The organism is Christensenella intestinihominis, from assembly GCF_001678845.1.
In the GTDB taxonomy this organism is placed as follows: domain Bacteria; phylum Bacillota; class Clostridia; order Christensenellales; family Christensenellaceae; genus Christensenella; species Christensenella intestinihominis.
The window spans coordinates 453,811-468,506 of the sequence record NZ_MAIQ01000002.1; the positions used below are offsets into that span (position 1 = coordinate 453,811).

The 14,696-nt window shown below is 53.3% G+C and carries 14 protein-coding genes; 6 read left to right on the forward strand and 8 right to left on the reverse strand.

Going from position 1 to position 14,696, the window contains the following annotated elements; all coding sequences use genetic code 11:
* Nucleotides 1-1,116 precede the first annotated feature (1,116 nt).
* From serS to BBD38_RS04860, 3 genes are all read right to left on the reverse strand, one after another.
* Entirely contained in the window at nt 1,117-2,391 is a 1,275-nt protein-coding gene (gene serS, locus BBD38_RS04850; protein WP_066685241.1) for a serine--tRNA ligase, read from the reverse strand.
* A 72-nt stretch (nt 2,392-2,463) separates the two neighbouring features.
* Nucleotides 2,464-4,155, reverse strand: coding sequence for an arginine--tRNA ligase (gene argS, locus BBD38_RS04855; RefSeq protein WP_066685243.1), 1,692 nt, complete (start codon nt 4,153-4,155; stop codon nt 2,464-2,466).
* Nucleotides 4,156-4,340: 185 nt separating this feature from the next.
* Nucleotides 4,341-4,670 carry a lipocalin family protein gene (locus tag BBD38_RS04860; protein WP_066685246.1) on the reverse strand — a complete coding sequence of 110 codons (330 nt, stop codon included), beginning with the start codon at nt 4,668-4,670 and terminating at the stop codon, nt 4,341-4,343.
* Between the two features lie 319 nt (nt 4,671-4,989).
* On the opposite strand from BBD38_RS04860, the gene BBD38_RS04865 reads away from it, so the two are divergent.
* From BBD38_RS04865 to BBD38_RS04880, 4 genes are all read left to right on the forward strand, one after another.
* Nucleotides 4,990-5,988, forward strand: a complete 999-nt coding sequence (locus tag BBD38_RS04865; protein WP_066685249.1) for an FAD:protein FMN transferase — start codon at nt 4,990-4,992, stop codon at nt 5,986-5,988.
* Between the two features lie 56 nt (nt 5,989-6,044).
* Nucleotides 6,045-6,413, forward strand: coding sequence for a NusG domain II-containing protein (locus BBD38_RS04870; protein WP_066685251.1), 369 nt, complete (start codon nt 6,045-6,047; stop codon nt 6,411-6,413).
* Nucleotides 6,397-6,921: a Gx transporter family protein gene (locus BBD38_RS04875; RefSeq protein WP_066685253.1), complete on the forward strand. Its 525-nt coding sequence runs from the start codon at nt 6,397-6,399 to the stop codon at nt 6,919-6,921. Before BBD38_RS04870 ends, BBD38_RS04875 begins: the two co-directional genes overlap by 17 nt.
* Nucleotides 6,922-7,007: 86 nt before the next feature.
* Nucleotides 7,008-9,065 carry a trypsin-like peptidase domain-containing protein gene (locus BBD38_RS04880; protein WP_066685255.1) on the forward strand — a complete coding sequence of 686 codons (2,058 nt, stop codon included), beginning with the start codon at nt 7,008-7,010 and terminating at the stop codon, nt 9,063-9,065.
* A gap of 46 nt (nt 9,066-9,111) precedes the next feature.
* Here BBD38_RS04880 and BBD38_RS04885 read toward each other — a convergent pair whose 3' ends face one another.
* Both BBD38_RS04885 and BBD38_RS04890 read right to left on the reverse strand, forming a co-directional pair.
* Nucleotides 9,112-10,485 (reverse strand): hypothetical protein, encoded by a 1,374-nt coding sequence (locus BBD38_RS04885; RefSeq protein WP_066685258.1) that lies wholly within the window; start codon nt 10,483-10,485, stop codon nt 9,112-9,114.
* Nucleotides 10,486-10,587: 102 nt separating this feature from the next.
* The gene (locus BBD38_RS04890; RefSeq protein ID WP_066685261.1) at nt 10,588-11,307 is read right to left on the reverse strand and encodes a tyrosine-protein phosphatase; all 720 of its coding nucleotides are present in this window, start codon (nt 11,305-11,307) and stop codon (nt 10,588-10,590) included.
* Between the two features lie 35 nt (nt 11,308-11,342).
* Between BBD38_RS04890 and BBD38_RS14245 the strand changes: the two genes are divergently transcribed.
* Nucleotides 11,343-11,612 carry a DUF1294 domain-containing protein gene (locus BBD38_RS14245; protein ID WP_082989493.1) on the forward strand — a complete coding sequence of 90 codons (270 nt, stop codon included), beginning with the start codon at nt 11,343-11,345 and terminating at the stop codon, nt 11,610-11,612.
* A gap of 47 nt (nt 11,613-11,659) precedes the next feature.
* Here BBD38_RS14245 and BBD38_RS04900 read toward each other — a convergent pair whose 3' ends face one another.
* Nucleotides 11,660-12,361 (reverse strand): zinc metallopeptidase, encoded by a 702-nt coding sequence (locus tag BBD38_RS04900; protein ID WP_066685267.1) that lies wholly within the window; start codon nt 12,359-12,361, stop codon nt 11,660-11,662.
* A 73-nt stretch (nt 12,362-12,434) separates the two neighbouring features.
* The gene (locus tag BBD38_RS04905) at nt 12,435-13,073 is read right to left on the reverse strand and encodes a TetR/AcrR family transcriptional regulator (protein ID WP_066685276.1); all 639 of its coding nucleotides are present in this window, start codon (nt 13,071-13,073) and stop codon (nt 12,435-12,437) included.
* A 114-nt stretch (nt 13,074-13,187) separates the two neighbouring features.
* Between BBD38_RS04905 and BBD38_RS04910 the strand changes: the two genes are divergently transcribed.
* On the forward strand, nt 13,188-13,799 hold the full coding sequence (locus BBD38_RS04910; RefSeq protein WP_066685279.1) for an MBL fold metallo-hydrolase: 612 nt from the start codon (nt 13,188-13,190) through the stop codon (nt 13,797-13,799).
* Nucleotides 13,800-13,864: 65 nt separating this feature from the next.
* Here the strand turns inward: BBD38_RS04910 and BBD38_RS04915 are convergent, their stop codons facing one another.
* Nucleotides 13,865-14,683, reverse strand: a complete 819-nt coding sequence (locus tag BBD38_RS04915) for a histidinol-phosphatase HisJ family protein (protein WP_066685282.1) — start codon at nt 14,681-14,683, stop codon at nt 13,865-13,867.
* Nucleotides 14,684-14,696: the final 13 nt, after the last annotated feature.

The window sequence follows — 14,696 nt, forward strand, 5'->3', positions numbered from 1 at the left end:
TCCTGCGGAAATTGCATTTTCTATCACATCCCGCCCTGCTTCCGTTTTCAGCGCCTCTTCCGGGAGGTTCCCATATAACGCCATCACCTCCTGCTGGTTCCTGTACATCTCGTCGTTTTCATCATAAAATTTCTGGTCCGCTTGCGTCTGTCCGGCGTTTATGGCTTCGTCATAGCTTTTGTTGACTTCATCGCGGAATGCTTGCGTCTCGTCGCTGGTTACCGTCTGTAGTCCCGTGCCCAGCCGGTTCGTGTAGTCCGCCCAATCCTTCGTCTTCCGGCCCTGCGCGGCTCTCGCCGTCATATCCGCAAGCGCCTTTGTCTGGTCGGGAACCGCGAACGGGGCGGGCGCGGGCTGCCATGCCGAAACCCCGCCTCCCGCGTTGCTCCCTTGCCAGCCCGCCGCCAGCTTCTCTTCGGGAGTCAGCCGCGAAAACGCCGCGATACTTTCCGCAGACCCGGGCGCGTATTGGGTCACTCTCCCCGCATCCACGGGCAAAAATGCGCCTGTACTTTGCTTCTTCGGCGTTCCCCCGCTGCCGTCCGGCCGCCATGCGCTCCCCGAATTTTTGATGCTCCCCGCCGTCACACGCGCTCCGCCCGTGCTTTGCTTCTTCGCCGTTTCCCCGCTTCCGTTCGGCCGCCGTGCGCTCCCCGAATTTTTGATATTTCCCGCTGTTACGCGCACTCCGCCCGTGCTTTGCTTCTTCGCCGTTTCCCCGCTTCCGTTCGGCCGCCATGCGCTCCCCGAATTTTTGATATTCCCCGCCGTCACGCGCGCTCCGCCCGTGCTTTGCTTTCTTTGTGCGGCGGCCTTTTTTTCTTCCTCCTCCTTCGTCTTTTTCCTGTCTTTCCCCCTGGTATAGCTTGTCATTTTATCCTCCTTCGGCTTTGTGGTTTTGCCATATACCCGCCTTTCGGCGCTCATTGAAGCAACAAAAAAGAGCACGGTTTCCCGTACTCTCTTCACTTCTTCCACATTAGCATTATATCAGAAAAACACGGCCATTTGCATGACATCCTCCCGACATCTTTTTACCATGCCCGGTTATCCCCGACGATTCCGCGCAACAAAAAAACGCCGGAACAAATGCAGCTCCGGCGGTTTTTTCAATTGCTATTTTATCCCGCGGATCGATTCCCTTCCCATATAGGGCTGCAAGGCCAGCGGCACCTTGATGCTGCCGTCCGCCTGCTGGTAATTTTCCATGATCGCCGCAACCGTACGCCCTACGGCGAGCCCGCTGCCGTTGAGGGTATGCACATATTTCAGCGAACCGTCGCCGTCGCGGAAGCGGATATTCGCGCGCCGCGCCTGGAAATCCTCAAAATTCGAGCAGGACGAAATCTCCACATACCGGCCATAGCTCGGCATCCACACCTCGATGTCGTACGTCTTTGCGGATGAAAATCCGAGGTCGCCGCCGCACAGCAGCACCACGCGGTATGGAATCTGCAAAATCTGGAGGATGCTTTCCGCGTTTGCCACCAGCTTTTCCAGTTCAAGGTAGGAGTCTTCCGGGCGTGTAAATTTCACAAGCTCCACCTTGTTGAACTGGTGCAGGCGTATGAGGCCTTTCGTGTCCCTCCCCGCACTGCCCGCTTCCGCGCGGAAGCACGGCGTATATGCGCAGCGGTAAATGGGAAGCTCTTCCCCGTCGATAATGGATTCGCGGTACATATTCGTCACCGGCACCTCCGCCGTCGGGATCAGGTACAGGTCCGTATCCTCAATATGATACATATCCTCCGCGAATTTCGGAAGCTGGCCCGTGCCCTCCATGGACTTCTGATTCGCCACAAACGGCGGGATGACTTCCGTATATCCGTTTTGCTCGGTGTGCGTATTCAGCATGAAGTTCATGACCACGCGTTCAAGGCGCGCGCCAAGCCCTTTATAAAACACAAAGCGGCTGCCCGCAACCTTCGCCCCGATCTCCGGGTCCAGGATGCCGAGGTCATGCCCCAGGTCCCAGTGGGCCTTCGGCTCAAAATCAAATTTGGTCGGTTCGAGGAATTTACGGATTTCCTGATTGTCGCTGTCGTCCGTGCCTGCCGGAACGCTTGCGTCCGGGCGGTTCGGAATCGCCATCATCAGCTGGTTCAGGCGGGCCGACATAATTTGCAGCTCCGCGTCATAATCCTTGATCTGCGAGGCGAGAACCTTCATTTCCATCATAACGCCCGCGACGTCCTCGCCTTTTTTCTTCATCACGGGAATTTCCTTGGAAATCCTGTTGCGCTTTGCCTTCAGCTCTTCCACCTTTGTCATCATTGCGCGGCGTTCCTCGTCGAGCTTCATCACCGCATCAAGCTCGATCTGTTTTCCCCGCTTTTTGAGCGCGTCCGCAACCGTCTTGAAGTTGTCGCGCAATACCCTTAAATCCAGCATAGTAAAAACCTCTTATCCATTCATAATTATTCAATATCGCAGCAGGAATGCGCCATGCCCGCATGCGCGTACTTACATTTTGTTCGGCGCTTTAATCCCCAGCAGCTTAAGCCCCGTTTTCAGCGTATCCTTCACCGCGCGGGTCAGCGCCACGCGCGCATTGGTCTGCGCCGCATTATCGTCAATGATCCTGTATTCATAATAATACTTGTTAAACGCCTGGGCAAGGTCCAGAAGGTAGCGCGTTACATAGAACGGCTCGTTTTTCTCGCTTGCCGCCACAATCGTCTGCGGGAACGCCGCGAGCAGCTTCAGCACCGCAAACGCATCGTCGTTTTCCAGCACCGAAAGGTCCGCGTCCGCGCCCGTATCCTGGTGCCGCGCAAGTACCGACGCGCAGCGCGTATGCGTATACTGCACATACGGGCCTGTTTCCCCGTCATAATTCAGCACCCGGTCAAACGAGAACGTAATGTCCTTGATCCGGCTTTGCGAGAGTGTGGAAAAGATTACCGCGCCGATGCCGATATCGGAGGCCACCTGCTCCTTGTCCGCGAGGCCGGGGTTCTTTTCCTCGATTACTGCCAGCGTCTTTTCCACCGCTTTTTTCAGCACATCCTCAAGCAGTACGATTTTGCCCTTGCGGGTAGACATCGTCCCGTCCTCGAGCGACACCATGCCGAACGCCACATGCTCGCAGCCCGAAGCCCATTCATGGCCCATTTTCTTAAGCACCGCGAACAGCTGCTTGAAATGCAGGTTCTGCTGGTACGCCACCACGTACAGGTTTTTATAAAAATCATACGTTTTCTTGCGGTATTCCGCCGCCGCCAGGTCGCGCGTCGCATACAGCGTCGTTCCGTCCGATTTCAGGATGATCGCCGGGGGCAGGCCTTCCTCGTCGAGGCGCACCACCCACGCTCCTTCGCTTTGCTCAAGCAGCTTTTTCCCGCGCAGCTCATCCAACACAGCCGGGATTTTATCATTGTAAAAGCTTTCGCCCGCAAAGCTGTCAAACTGCACGTCCAGAAGCGCATATACACGCTTTGCCTCGCGCAGGGTAAGTTCCTTGAACCACCCGAAAATACGCAGCGCTTCTTCGTCGCCGTCCTCGATCTTCTTGAACCACGCGCGTCCCTGTTCGTTGAGGCTTTCGTCTTTTTCGGCTTCCTCATGGAAGCGCACATACAGCTTGAGCATCGCGGACACGGAATCCCTGTTGATCTCGTCGTCGTTTCCCCACATTTTATATGCCGCGATCAATTTGCCGAACTGGGTGCCCCAATCGCCAAGGTGGTTCACGCCCACCACATTATATCCAAGATATTTATAAATTTTATATAAGGCGCTGCCAATCGCCGTACTCGAAAGATGGCCGATATGGAACGGCTTTGCGATATTGACGGAAGAATAATCGATTACCACCGTTTTGCCGGCGCCGATTTCCGACCGGCCCCAGTTTTCGCCTGCCGCACCAAGCGCGTCAAGCACGCTTTCCGCATAAAACTTCCTGTCATAAAAAAAATTAAGGTAGCCGCCCGCCACTTCCACACGCTCTACAAAATCCGGCGCTTCAATTTTTTCCGCAAGCTCCTGCGCAATCACCGGCGGCACCTTGCGCAGCTCTTTCGCCAGCTTAAAGCACGGCAATGCCGCGTCGCCCATCTTCGGGTCGGGCGGCGTTTCGATCATTTCCGCGACCTGTCCCGCGGGAAGCTCCGCCGCTTTTGCAATTGTTTCCGCGAGTGCGGTTTTCAAATCCATTCCCATTCCTCCGGTTCATTTCACAGTAACTTTAAATATACCATAAAAAGAAGGCCTTGTAAACAAGCCGATACCGCACGGTTGACGCATTCCGGCACATCTGGAGGCACCTAAAATCATGTCAATGTTTAACAAATCGAGAAACAAAAAAACCGCATTTCTGCGGTTCATTTGCTTGTTGATGCTTATTTTCTTTTCAGATTAACTACCCCGTCAACTTCCATTGTATCGCCTTTTAAGACAAACGTAACATCCTGACCTTTCCTCGTCACTATCACATTATCGCCATCTACTTTATATGTGAGCGCTTCAGCTTCACTATCCGTAGCGTACTTGAATTCCGCCGTTCCATCGTCGTTGAATTTCATATATCCTCCGTCAGCAACTGTCCCGTCAGCTTGAACAAGACTCCATTCTCCAACGACTCCATTGTCACTGCTTCCTGAGCATGCAATCATAGAAAGCGCTAAACAAACCAGTAACCCGAAAACAATAATCTTTTTCAAATTCTTCATAAGCACACCGCCTTTAAAATTTTAATTATACCTTACCAGTTTTATCAAATATTATCAAGTATTTTGATATATTTTACCACAAAGTAAAAACGTCACCCTTGCGGTAACGCTCTCGTCAATTCTTTACAGTATCAGTATATATTTGAAAGGGTATCGTTTGGCACCATAAAGACGCGGTTTTATCAATGCGCGCATTATGCTATAATGAGCAAAGATTTACGAATGCTAAGGGGGCATCTATGAAGCTTGGACTGAAACGTTTTCTATTTTTAGTGCCGTTCCTCGCGGCGGCGATTGTATTTTTGGTGCTTTCCGCAAAATGAAGCGTATTTTCCCTGTGCTGCTTGCGGCCTGCTGTCTTTTCGCGTTTACTTCCTGCGCCCCCGCGCTCAAAACCAGTGAAATTTTCGCGATGGACACCTTTATTATCCAGACGGTTTACACGGATGACGACAACGTAATCCGGCAAAATAACGAAATTACCCGCAGGCTCGAGGACGAGATGTCGCGCACCATCGCGACGAGCGACGTTTGCAGGCTGAATGCCGCGCCCGGGCAGGATGTGGAGGTTTCGGACGAAACGGCAAAGGTGCTGGCCGTTTCGCTCGATGCGGCGGCAGATACCGGCGGGGCGTTTTCGCCCGCGCTCGGCAGCGTCATTGCCGCGTGGGGCTTCGGCACGGAGGATATGCACGTCCCGGACGAAGAAGCGCTTTCCTCCGCGCTCGCAGCGGCGGATTACCGTACGGTGACGCTTGAGGGAAACACCGTCAATACGGGCGGGGCGATGATCGACCTTGGCGGGGCGGTCAAGGGCTATGCGCTTGACAAAGCCGCCGGGAACCTGAAGGCGGGCGGGGTGGAATCCGCCATTATCTCTTTCGGCGGAAGTATTTACGCCCTTGGAAAAAAGCCGGACGGAACCAGCTACAAAATTGGCATCCGCGACCCGGAGGGCGGCGAAAACGATTATATGGCGACCATTGCGCTCGACGGAAAATTTGTTTCGACCTCCGGCACGTACGAGCGCGGCTTCACAGAAAACGGCGTTTACTATGACCACGTGCTCGACCCGTCCACTGGTTATCCCGTCAACAACGGTCTCGTGGCGGCGACAGTGCTTTGCGACAGCGGAATCCTTTCGGATATTTACTCCACCGCGCTGCTTGTAATGGGCGCGGAAAAGGGCGTTGCCTTCGCGGATGAGCACGGGGTGGATGTGCTTTTCCTGACCGGGGATAAGCAGATCATTACCACGGACGGCTTTGCGGAAAAATACGGGCTGGAAATCAAGAACCGGGAATACGCCATGGGATAAAAATCCAGGTTGTATGTCCGCGTTTAACACGCATTCCCGGCAAACGGATAAACGTTATGCAGAAAAAATTAATTACCAAAAGCGATATTGTTTTCACGGTCGTAATTGCGGCGGCCATCCTTTTGGTATGGTTTTTTACCCTGCCGCATGCGGAGGGCAAAACGGTGGTCATTCGGCAAAACGGCGAAATCGTAGCCACGCTTCCGCTTGCGGAGGACGCCATCTATGAGGTAGATGGAACTTACCGTAACGTTTTTGAAATCCGGGGCGGTTCCGTACACATTGCGGAAACGGATTGTCCCAACCGCCAGTGCGAAAAAACGGGGAGCATTTCCCGTGCGGGCGAGGCCATCGTGTGCGCGCCCAACGGTGTAACCGCGACCATCGCGGGAGGGGAGGCGGATGTCGATGGCATTACAGGATAACAGGACCTCCCGCTTTGTACTCTCGGCCGTGCTGTGTGGTATTGCGCTGTCGCTGTCGCTTCTCGACGGCGCGGTGTCGTCGCTCCTGCCCCTGCCCGGCTTCAAGCTCGGCCTCGCAAACGTGGTTTCCCTGTTTGCACTTTGCTGCCTCGGCCTGCCGTGGGCGCTGCTCATCTGCGTGGTGCGCAGCCTGCTTACCGCAATGCTTTCGGGCAATATGACCATGCTGTTTTTCTCCCTCGCGGGGGGCGTCGTTTCCATCCTGGTTATGTATCTCGCTTTAAAATATTTGTCCGTCATCAAGACAAGCGTCCTCGGCGGGATTTCCCATAACCTGATGCAGCTTGCGGCGGCGGCAGTCGTCACCGCCACTCCGCAGGTATCTTACTATTTTCCGGTGCTCGTCCTTACGGGCACGGTATGCGGCTTTTTCGTGGGAGCGCTGTGTACGCTCGTCTTTCGGCGAATACGGCTCCCGTTTCCGGGCAATGCTATTAAAACTGACTAAATTTTCCGAAATATAACCCCAAACTGTACCTTTGTGTTGTATAATAAGGTCATCAAATTAAATTCTTTGGTGTGGGTGGGCCTGTCATGAAAAAAATTTTTTGTACGCTTCTTGCCGTCATTTTACTGCTGGTGTCTTCCGTTGCCCTCGCGGCGTCAATCCCCCAGCCTGCGCTCGACGCGCGGGGATCGACCGTGTATATCGAGGTGGATATCAGCGATGACTATTATTCCAGCGGATCGGGCTTTGCAATCGGTGCGGGCGCGCCCGTCGAATATGTGGTAACGAATCACCATGTGGTAGCTGAAATGGCCGGGGCGTGCACCGTATTTTTCGGGGATTATACGCCGGTGACCGCGACGGTCGTTGTCTCGCTGCCGGATAAGGATTTGTCTGTTTTAAAGCTCGACGACCCCATTCCCGCGATGAACCCCCTTCCGCTCTATTCCGGTAATCCTTCCGATTTGGCGGGAGAGCAGGTCTACGCCCTCGGGTTTCCGGCAGTTGCGGATAACCTGTTTGAGCGCGGCGGTTCTGTACGCGACGACATGACGATGACAGACGGAATCATCAGTGCGGTCAAATCTTCTTATTCCTTCGGCACGGGGGAACGCGCCGTTACCGGGCTGCAAATGAACGTCGCCCTCAACCACGGGAATTCCGGCGGGCCGCTGGTAAACGGGGAAGGTATCGTAGTTGGGGTAAACACAATCGGCTCTGCCGAGGATACGAACCTCAACGGGGCAATCTGTATTTCCGAGTTGCTTCCCGTTCTTGATCGCGAGGGCATTCCCTACAGGGCGAGTTCAAATATTCTGTACTCGAGCGTGCTCTGGGTCATCGTTGCAGCCGGGGCAGCGGCAATCGTTTTTCTTCTATGGTTCTTGATATGGCGGAAAAAATTCAAGCGGAACAAAACCATATTGCTTGCCGACTATCTCGATAAAAACAGTGCCAAACTTGATTACGACCGGGCGATGGCCCTGCTGGCCCCCATTGTCATGCAACTCGATGCCCTGCATAGGGAGAATAAAAGCCATCTTGCCGTTTATCCGCAGAATATACGCGTACAACTTTCAACAGGGCGCGCGTTTCTCTCATCATCCCGCGAACACGGTGTGCTGAACGGCTACTCCGCGCCTGAGCAATATAGGGAAGTGGAACCGGTCGGGTCATGGACGGATATCTATCAGCTAGGCGCGATCCTATACAGGCTGCTCTGCGGTGAACGTCTGCCCGATATGATGGCACGCCTTGAAAGCGACGAGACAACAAAGAGGGAAATTGAATCGCTGCAGATTCTTTCGGGCACAAAGCAGGCGCTCAAGCTTGCGGTTGCAATGAAACCGGATATACGCATTGGAAACGCCGCGCAATTTATGACCGCTTTCCACATTGCTCCAGGGGCGGTGCCGCTTCCCGCGCATATGTCCGCAAAAAAAGAACGCAGGGGGCCTTCTCCGAAAAAGAAAAAGCGTATCATCACCCTGTGTATCGTGGGCGGAATCGTCGCTGCTGTTTGCACCGGCGCGGGGATGTTTGTGAGTACAAATAACCAAGCGTATAAATACCTTGCGGACGGCGACTATACACGCGCTTATCAAACAATTTCGAAGCTACCCAATATCAGCGGGGGAATCTCCGACTTGAAACGCATTTCCGAGGCCGGTATGCTTATGGAAAGCGGAAACTATGATGAAGCCCGCACACTGTTGACCGGAATTGAGTCTCTTGATGAATCCAGGCTCATCCTTGGCGAACTCAATTTCCGTCAGGGCATTGATCTTATTATAAACGGACAGTTTGAAGAAGGCGAAGCATACATCGATACATCCTATGAATTCCCATCGGAGTCAGATTCCGACTATATTGATTACGCGCGCGCAAACGCTTATGCTTTAGCCGAAGACTATACTACAGCCGAAAAAATTTTCAGCTCCCTCGGTAATTATCGGGATTCCTACGAACTTGCTTCCAAATGTGCGATTTGTATCGCGGCGGATTATCTGGATAAAGACTTTTATATGATGGCGCTTGATATCCTCATGAAATATTCCGATCTGCCTGAAATACAGGATATTCTGGATGAACTGGTGGATCAGAATAATTCCTACTATAATTATTTAAAAAATAACTACTTTTAATCAGGAAAAGAGGGACGCCATCCTTTGAACTGCGTCCCTCTTTTCGTTACAACCTTCTCAATAGTTCATTCTTTTTATACTCATATTCTTCCGGGCTAAGTACACCCTGTCGCTTTAGTTCCGCGAGGGTTTCCAAAAGCTTCACCACATCCGCTTCGCCCGGTGTCGTTGTCCGCTCCTGAGGCGGCGCGGGCTTTCCGTACACAGGCGGCGTTACCTGCTCCTGCGGCGACGCGGGTCTTTCGTACACAGACGGCGCTGCCTGCTCCTGCGGCGGCGCAGGCCTTTCGTACGTGGGCGGCGGTGCCTGCTCCTGCGGCGGCGTTGGCCTTTCGTACATGGGCGGCGGTGCCTGCTCCTGCGGCGGCGTTGGCCTTTCGTACATGGGCGGCGGTGCCTGCTCCTGCGGCGGCGTTGGCCTTTCGTACATGGGCGGCGGTGCCTGCTCCTGCGGCGGCGTTGGCCTTTCATACACGGGCGGCGGTGCCTGCTCCTGCGGCGGCGTTGGCCTTTCGTACACGTGCGGCGCTGCCTGCTCCTGCGGCGGTGCGGACTTTTCGTACGTGGACAATGAGGGCGGATACTGCGGCAGGGGCGAATACGGTCCTCCCTGCGGCTCGTACGCGGTACCTTTTATTTTCGGATGCTTCTTCCGCCTGATCCGAAGCAATACAATCAGCACAACTATCGCGGCAATCACACAGACTCCCAGTATAATCCATGGAAGAAGCGCCGCGCCGTTTGTCCCCAATATATATTGTGACAAAAAGCCGTTCGCCCCGCGCGTATAGCCGATAGTCTCCATAATACCTCGAAACGCATTAATCTGATCCTCATGCGGCTCCCCGGTGGTGTACATTTCCAGCCGGATTGCTTTCCCATTTTTTACGGTATCATATTCAAGTACATATCTCTCTTCAAACTCGTTCTCGAATACACCGACCGCATATCCGTATTTTTCACCATTGATGGTCACAACCTCCATCGACTTAGAGGTGTAATTCTCAACAACGCTTTCAGGCCCCCTTAAATAGGTTGCCTCCTCCAGTTTGGAAAGCAATTCCTTATCATCCATTTCGCTGTGATTTTCGTAAAATTTCGTAAAGTCCTGCATGCTTCGGGTTGCCGCAAAAGAAGCGCTGTCTACGTAAATCTCATCGTATTCGTCGATCTGGGTCGCGTACAGCAAAATCCGGTTTTCCTTCATATAATCGAGTAGACTATCGACCTCTTCCTTGTCCCAGTCCATTACTCCCCCGTTGCCGCTTAGGGCTCCGTCCTGTCCATATATGACATAGTCGTCCGGGAACCGCAAAACCATATTCGTGCCTGTGACGCTGTAACTTGCCTGCGGCGCGGCAGCACCACATAAAAAAAACACAAAAAATAATACCAAAATAATGGAACACAATTTTTTCATACCCACACCTCATAGCTGATGAAATGATTCTGTACTCATGATATCGGATTATTTCGTGTGTTTCAAGCTAAAATATCATTCTTTTTTTATGGCAGGCCTTTTTCACACAATCTTTCCCTTCAGCCTCCCGATCTCAGCGTCCGAAAGGCCGATGTCCATAAGGTAATCTTTTGCCGTGCCGTATTTTTGCGCGATGTGCTCCATCAACTTGCGCATATATTCCGGCTTTGAACGGAACACATATTCCGGCACCTTTACGCCCGCTTTTTCGACCATTCCGCGCTGTTTCTCAAACATTTCTTTCATGTAGGTTTCGGAAACCGCGTAATCCGCAAGGACCACGTCATCCGGCACGCCCGCAAGCTTTAAAACCAGCATGGTAATAATGCCCGTGCGGTCCTTGCCCGCCGTGCAGTGGTAAAGGGTTACGCCCTCTGCGTCCGCCATGCGCGTAAAAATTTCTTTCAGGCCGTCCTTGCTTTTCTCCACGAGTCCGATATACATATCGCCCATATCATCGGGCATTTTTCCAAGCATCGCTTCCGACTGGATATGGTCCAGAAGCGGAACATGAAGCCGCTCGATCTGTTTTTTATCGATATGGTCGGGATGCATAAACGCCTCGTTTTTTCCGCGCACGTCGATCACGAGCCGTACCCCGTAATCGTCAAGGTATTCCTCGTCCTCTTTTGTGAGCCCGTGCAGGCTGTCCCCGCGCAGGAACACCTTGTATTTGGTTTCCTTTCCGCCCTCCGCGGGATATCCCCCAAGGTCGCGTACATTGTGCGCCCCCGTAAGCGGAAGCGGTTTCGATACATTCATTTTGCGTTCCTTTCCATCCGTGCTATAATCTGCACATGAGTTATTTCATTGTTTACTTCCTTGCAATCAACCTGGCTGCCTTTGCCGTATGCTGTTATGATAAACACGCAGCCCGCAAAAGGAAACGCCGTGTTCCGGAAAAAACCTTGTTTTTGCTGTCCGCCGTCGGCGGAGCATACGGAATGCTCGTAGGCATGCTCGGCTGCCGCCACAAAACCCGGCATCCGTCCTTCATGATCCTGGTGCCGCTGTTTTGCATCATTTGGGCGGTGTTGATCGTTCTGCTGCTGAAACGCCTGTATTAAACGGAGCGCATTCCCCGCGTTTCCAGTTTCCACTGCCTTTTCCCGGCCTACCTCCTCCGTGAAAGCAGGAACAGCCGCAGGAAGGACAGGAACGACGCAAGCATCGCCGCCACATAGGTCATGGCCGCAGCGGAAAGCATGCGTTTTGCTTCCGTTTGCTCTTGTACGGTCAGCACGCCGGAAGCGGATATATTGGCCATCGCCCGCTTGCTTGCGTTAAACTCCACGGGCAGGGTAATAAGCTGGAAAATGACAACAGCGAAATAGACCCACGCGCCGATGCTTACCAGGATTTCCAGGCCGGGAACCCTTGCGGAAAACAAAATCCCAATCAGGATCAGCGGAAACGCGAGCCTCGTCGCAAAGTTCACAACGGGAACAATGGCATTGCGCACACGCATCGGTCCGTATTTTTTATATTTCTGGAGCACGTGCCCGCATTCGTGCGCGGCAATGGAGACCGCCGCAATGGAATGCTTCGCATACACGCCCTCCGAAAGGTTCACCGTATTGTTACGCGGATCAAAATGGTCGGTCATATCCCCCGCGACGGGCTGGACCGCCACACCGTCGACGCCGTTCTGGCGCAGCATGGATTGCGCGAATTCACGTCCCGTCACGCCGCTTTGCGCCGGAATCTGCGAATATTTCTTATATGCGGAGCTGACCTTTGCCTGCGCCCAGATTGTGACGATAAGCGCCGGAATCAGAAGCAGCCACGTCCAATCCAGATAAAATGGAAAAAACATCTCTTCTTCCCTTCATTTCTTTTTAAATTACGATAACATACCTTTATGAATTATTCATAAACTATACCGGATTTTATGAAACGCTCTTTACAGAGTCCAGGAATAATTGCAGCCCCGTTTCAATAAACTTATCTTCGTCCATGTCCGCCACTCCAAGATAGGCCTTGCCCGTAACGGACAGCATATGGAAAAAACCGGTCAGGCTGAACACCGCCGCATACATCAGGTAACCCGTCCCGATGTCTGCGCGCACGCTTCCGTCCTCCTGCCCCGCACGGAACAGCGCGCATATTCCGTCGAACATCCTGCGGTCAAATTCGTAAAAACGCCGGCGGTACGGAAGGTCGAGTGTTTCGCTTTTGCCCTTCACAAGCCCCGTCATTCCCATCAGCGCAAGCAGGCGCGGGTGTTCCCTGTAGAGCGTATAAAAAGCAAAATACGCCCGCCGGAGCTTTTCAAATCCCGTTCCGCATGCTCCCGTGCTTTCTTTCACCGCGGCCCACAGCCGTTCATATCCTTTCAGGATCACGGCAAAAAACAAGTCCTCCTTGCAGGTGAAATATTGGTATACCGTGCGCTTGGTATAGCCCGCGCGCTGCGCGATTTCGTTCATGGACGTATGCTCGAATCCGTTTATGCAAAACAACTCTTCCGCTTCCTTAATAATTGCGGCTTCCTTCCGAAGCTTTTCTTCCTCCCGTCTGGAAAGCATTGGGTTCCTCCATTGACAAATTAGTATACCAATGGTATACTAATTTTCGTACACCGGCGGTATACTTCTTAGTATAAAAGCCACGGTAAAAAAACGCAACCGGAGATTAAGCAATTGAAAATAACAGAACATGTCATTATGCTGGACGCATCCAGGGGGTCCCGCTGTTTCCTTTTATTCGACGACGAGCTTGCGCTCGTTGATACGGGTTTTCCCTTCATGCGGCGGGGAATCCTGCGGGAGCTTGAACAGCTTGGGGTCGCACTGCCGGACATCCGGCACATCCTGCTCACCCATCACGACACCGACCATGCAGGCTGTGTGCGCGCTTTGCGCGAGGCGACCGGCGCGGAGGTGTGGGCCCATGCGGAAGATATTCCCTACCTCACGGGCGAGCGTCCGCGGCCGGGCAAAAAAAAATACATCGCCAGGCTCCTCGGCAAAAAACCAATGGGTGAAATCCGCCCTTACGGCGGGGATTTGCGCGTGGGAAATATTCGCATCCTCCACACCCCGGGCCATACGCCCGGGCACGTCTGCATGCTGTTTGACGGCGTATTGTTTGCGGGCGATCTCCTGAAAGCAAACAAAAAAGGGGATATCATCCCCTATCCGGACGGCTGGAATGCCGATACCCCAAAACTGCTCGAATCCTTTGAAGCAATCCAAAAAATTGATTATGACTGGCTGTGCCCCTCGCACAGCAGGCCGCAGCGGCGGCTATAGGACCGCTGCAAAAAAAGAGGCGCCCGTGTCCTCCGCGGCGCTTCCTTTCGGCTTTTTACGGTTATCTAAAATTTTTCAAGCGGCACGAATTCCGGCGTCCGCGCCGTGAATTTGCACACATATTTCACGCCGCATTCCTTCATATACTCCACAGCGTCGCGGAACCTGTAGCCAACCTTGTCCGCCATGTGCGCGTCGCTGCCAAGCGTAACAATTTCGCCCCCAAGCTCACGGAAGCGTTTCAGCACGCTTCGTATGGGCGTCGGCCATTCGTATACGGAATAGTTGCTGGTGTTGACCTCGATTCCCTTCCCGCGCGAAATTGCGGATTTTAAAATCCCATCCAGCAGGTCCGGAAAATCCATATATTCAAACGGCGTTTTTTCTTTCAGGCTTTCGATATTGGGCAGGTACTTATCCAGGTATCCGATGTGCCCGACCACGTCAAAATCCTCGTAGTGCGCGAGGTCGAAAAGCATTTCCTCCAGATAGTCGCGCTGGGCCTGCCGCAGGGTTTTCCCTTCAAAGCTGTCGCCGAAATACGGGTCCTTTCCCTGAATTGTGTGCTGGGACGCAATTACGAAATCAAACGCCTGCCCGCGGACATCCCGTGCGATTTTTTCGAGGGAACCCGGCATCAGCGACACCTCGACGCCTCTTTTGATGCCGATTCCGGGCACCCGTTCCCGCGCTTTGTCCAACTCGCGGTCATAAAGCGTGTAATCGAGCCGCACCATCCCTTCCTCCGGGTATGGATAATCGATTTCCTGGTGATCGGTGAAACAAATTTCCGTAAGCCCCTTTTCCTTTGCCACCATGGCGATGCGCACGGGGCTGTCGTAGGCGTCATGGGATACATTGGAATGAAGGTGGTAATCAAACATGGTCGGTTCCCCG

What these genes read in the sequence shown, in the direction of transcription:
- BBD38_RS04905 (WP_066685276.1), bottom strand. Translation starts at nt 13,073, where the DNA reads ATGCTTTCCAGACGGGAGGAAGAAAAGCTTCGGAAGGAAGCCGCAATT.
- BBD38_RS04870 (WP_066685251.1), top strand. Translation starts at nt 6,045, where the DNA reads ATGCAGAAAAAATTAATTACCAAAAGCGATATTGTTTTCACGGTCGTA.
- serS (WP_066685241.1), bottom strand. Translation starts at nt 2,391, where the DNA reads ATGCTGGATTTAAGGGTATTGCGCGACAACTTCAAGACGGTTGCGGAC.
- BBD38_RS04890 (WP_066685261.1), bottom strand. Translation starts at nt 11,307, where the DNA reads ATGAATGTATCGAAACCGCTTCCGCTTACGGGGGCGCACAATGTACGC.
- BBD38_RS04885 (WP_066685258.1), bottom strand. Translation starts at nt 10,485, where the DNA reads ATGAAAAAATTGTGTTCCATTATTTTGGTATTATTTTTTGTGTTTTTT.
- BBD38_RS04875 (WP_066685253.1), top strand. Translation starts at nt 6,397, where the DNA reads ATGGCATTACAGGATAACAGGACCTCCCGCTTTGTACTCTCGGCCGTG.
- BBD38_RS04915 (WP_066685282.1), bottom strand. Translation starts at nt 14,683, where the DNA reads ATGTTTGATTACCACCTTCATTCCAATGTATCCCATGACGCCTACGAC.
- argS (WP_066685243.1), bottom strand. Translation starts at nt 4,155, where the DNA reads ATGGATTTGAAAACCGCACTCGCGGAAACAATTGCAAAAGCGGCGGAG.
- BBD38_RS04900 (WP_066685267.1), bottom strand. Translation starts at nt 12,361, where the DNA reads ATGTTTTTTCCATTTTATCTGGATTGGACGTGGCTGCTTCTGATTCCG.
- BBD38_RS14245 (WP_082989493.1), top strand. Translation starts at nt 11,343, where the DNA reads ATGAGTTATTTCATTGTTTACTTCCTTGCAATCAACCTGGCTGCCTTT.
- BBD38_RS04860 (WP_066685246.1), bottom strand. Translation starts at nt 4,670, where the DNA reads ATGAAGAATTTGAAAAAGATTATTGTTTTCGGGTTACTGGTTTGTTTA.
- BBD38_RS04880 (WP_066685255.1), top strand. Translation starts at nt 7,008, where the DNA reads ATGAAAAAAATTTTTTGTACGCTTCTTGCCGTCATTTTACTGCTGGTG.
- BBD38_RS04865 (WP_066685249.1), top strand. Translation starts at nt 4,990, where the DNA reads ATGAAGCGTATTTTCCCTGTGCTGCTTGCGGCCTGCTGTCTTTTCGCG.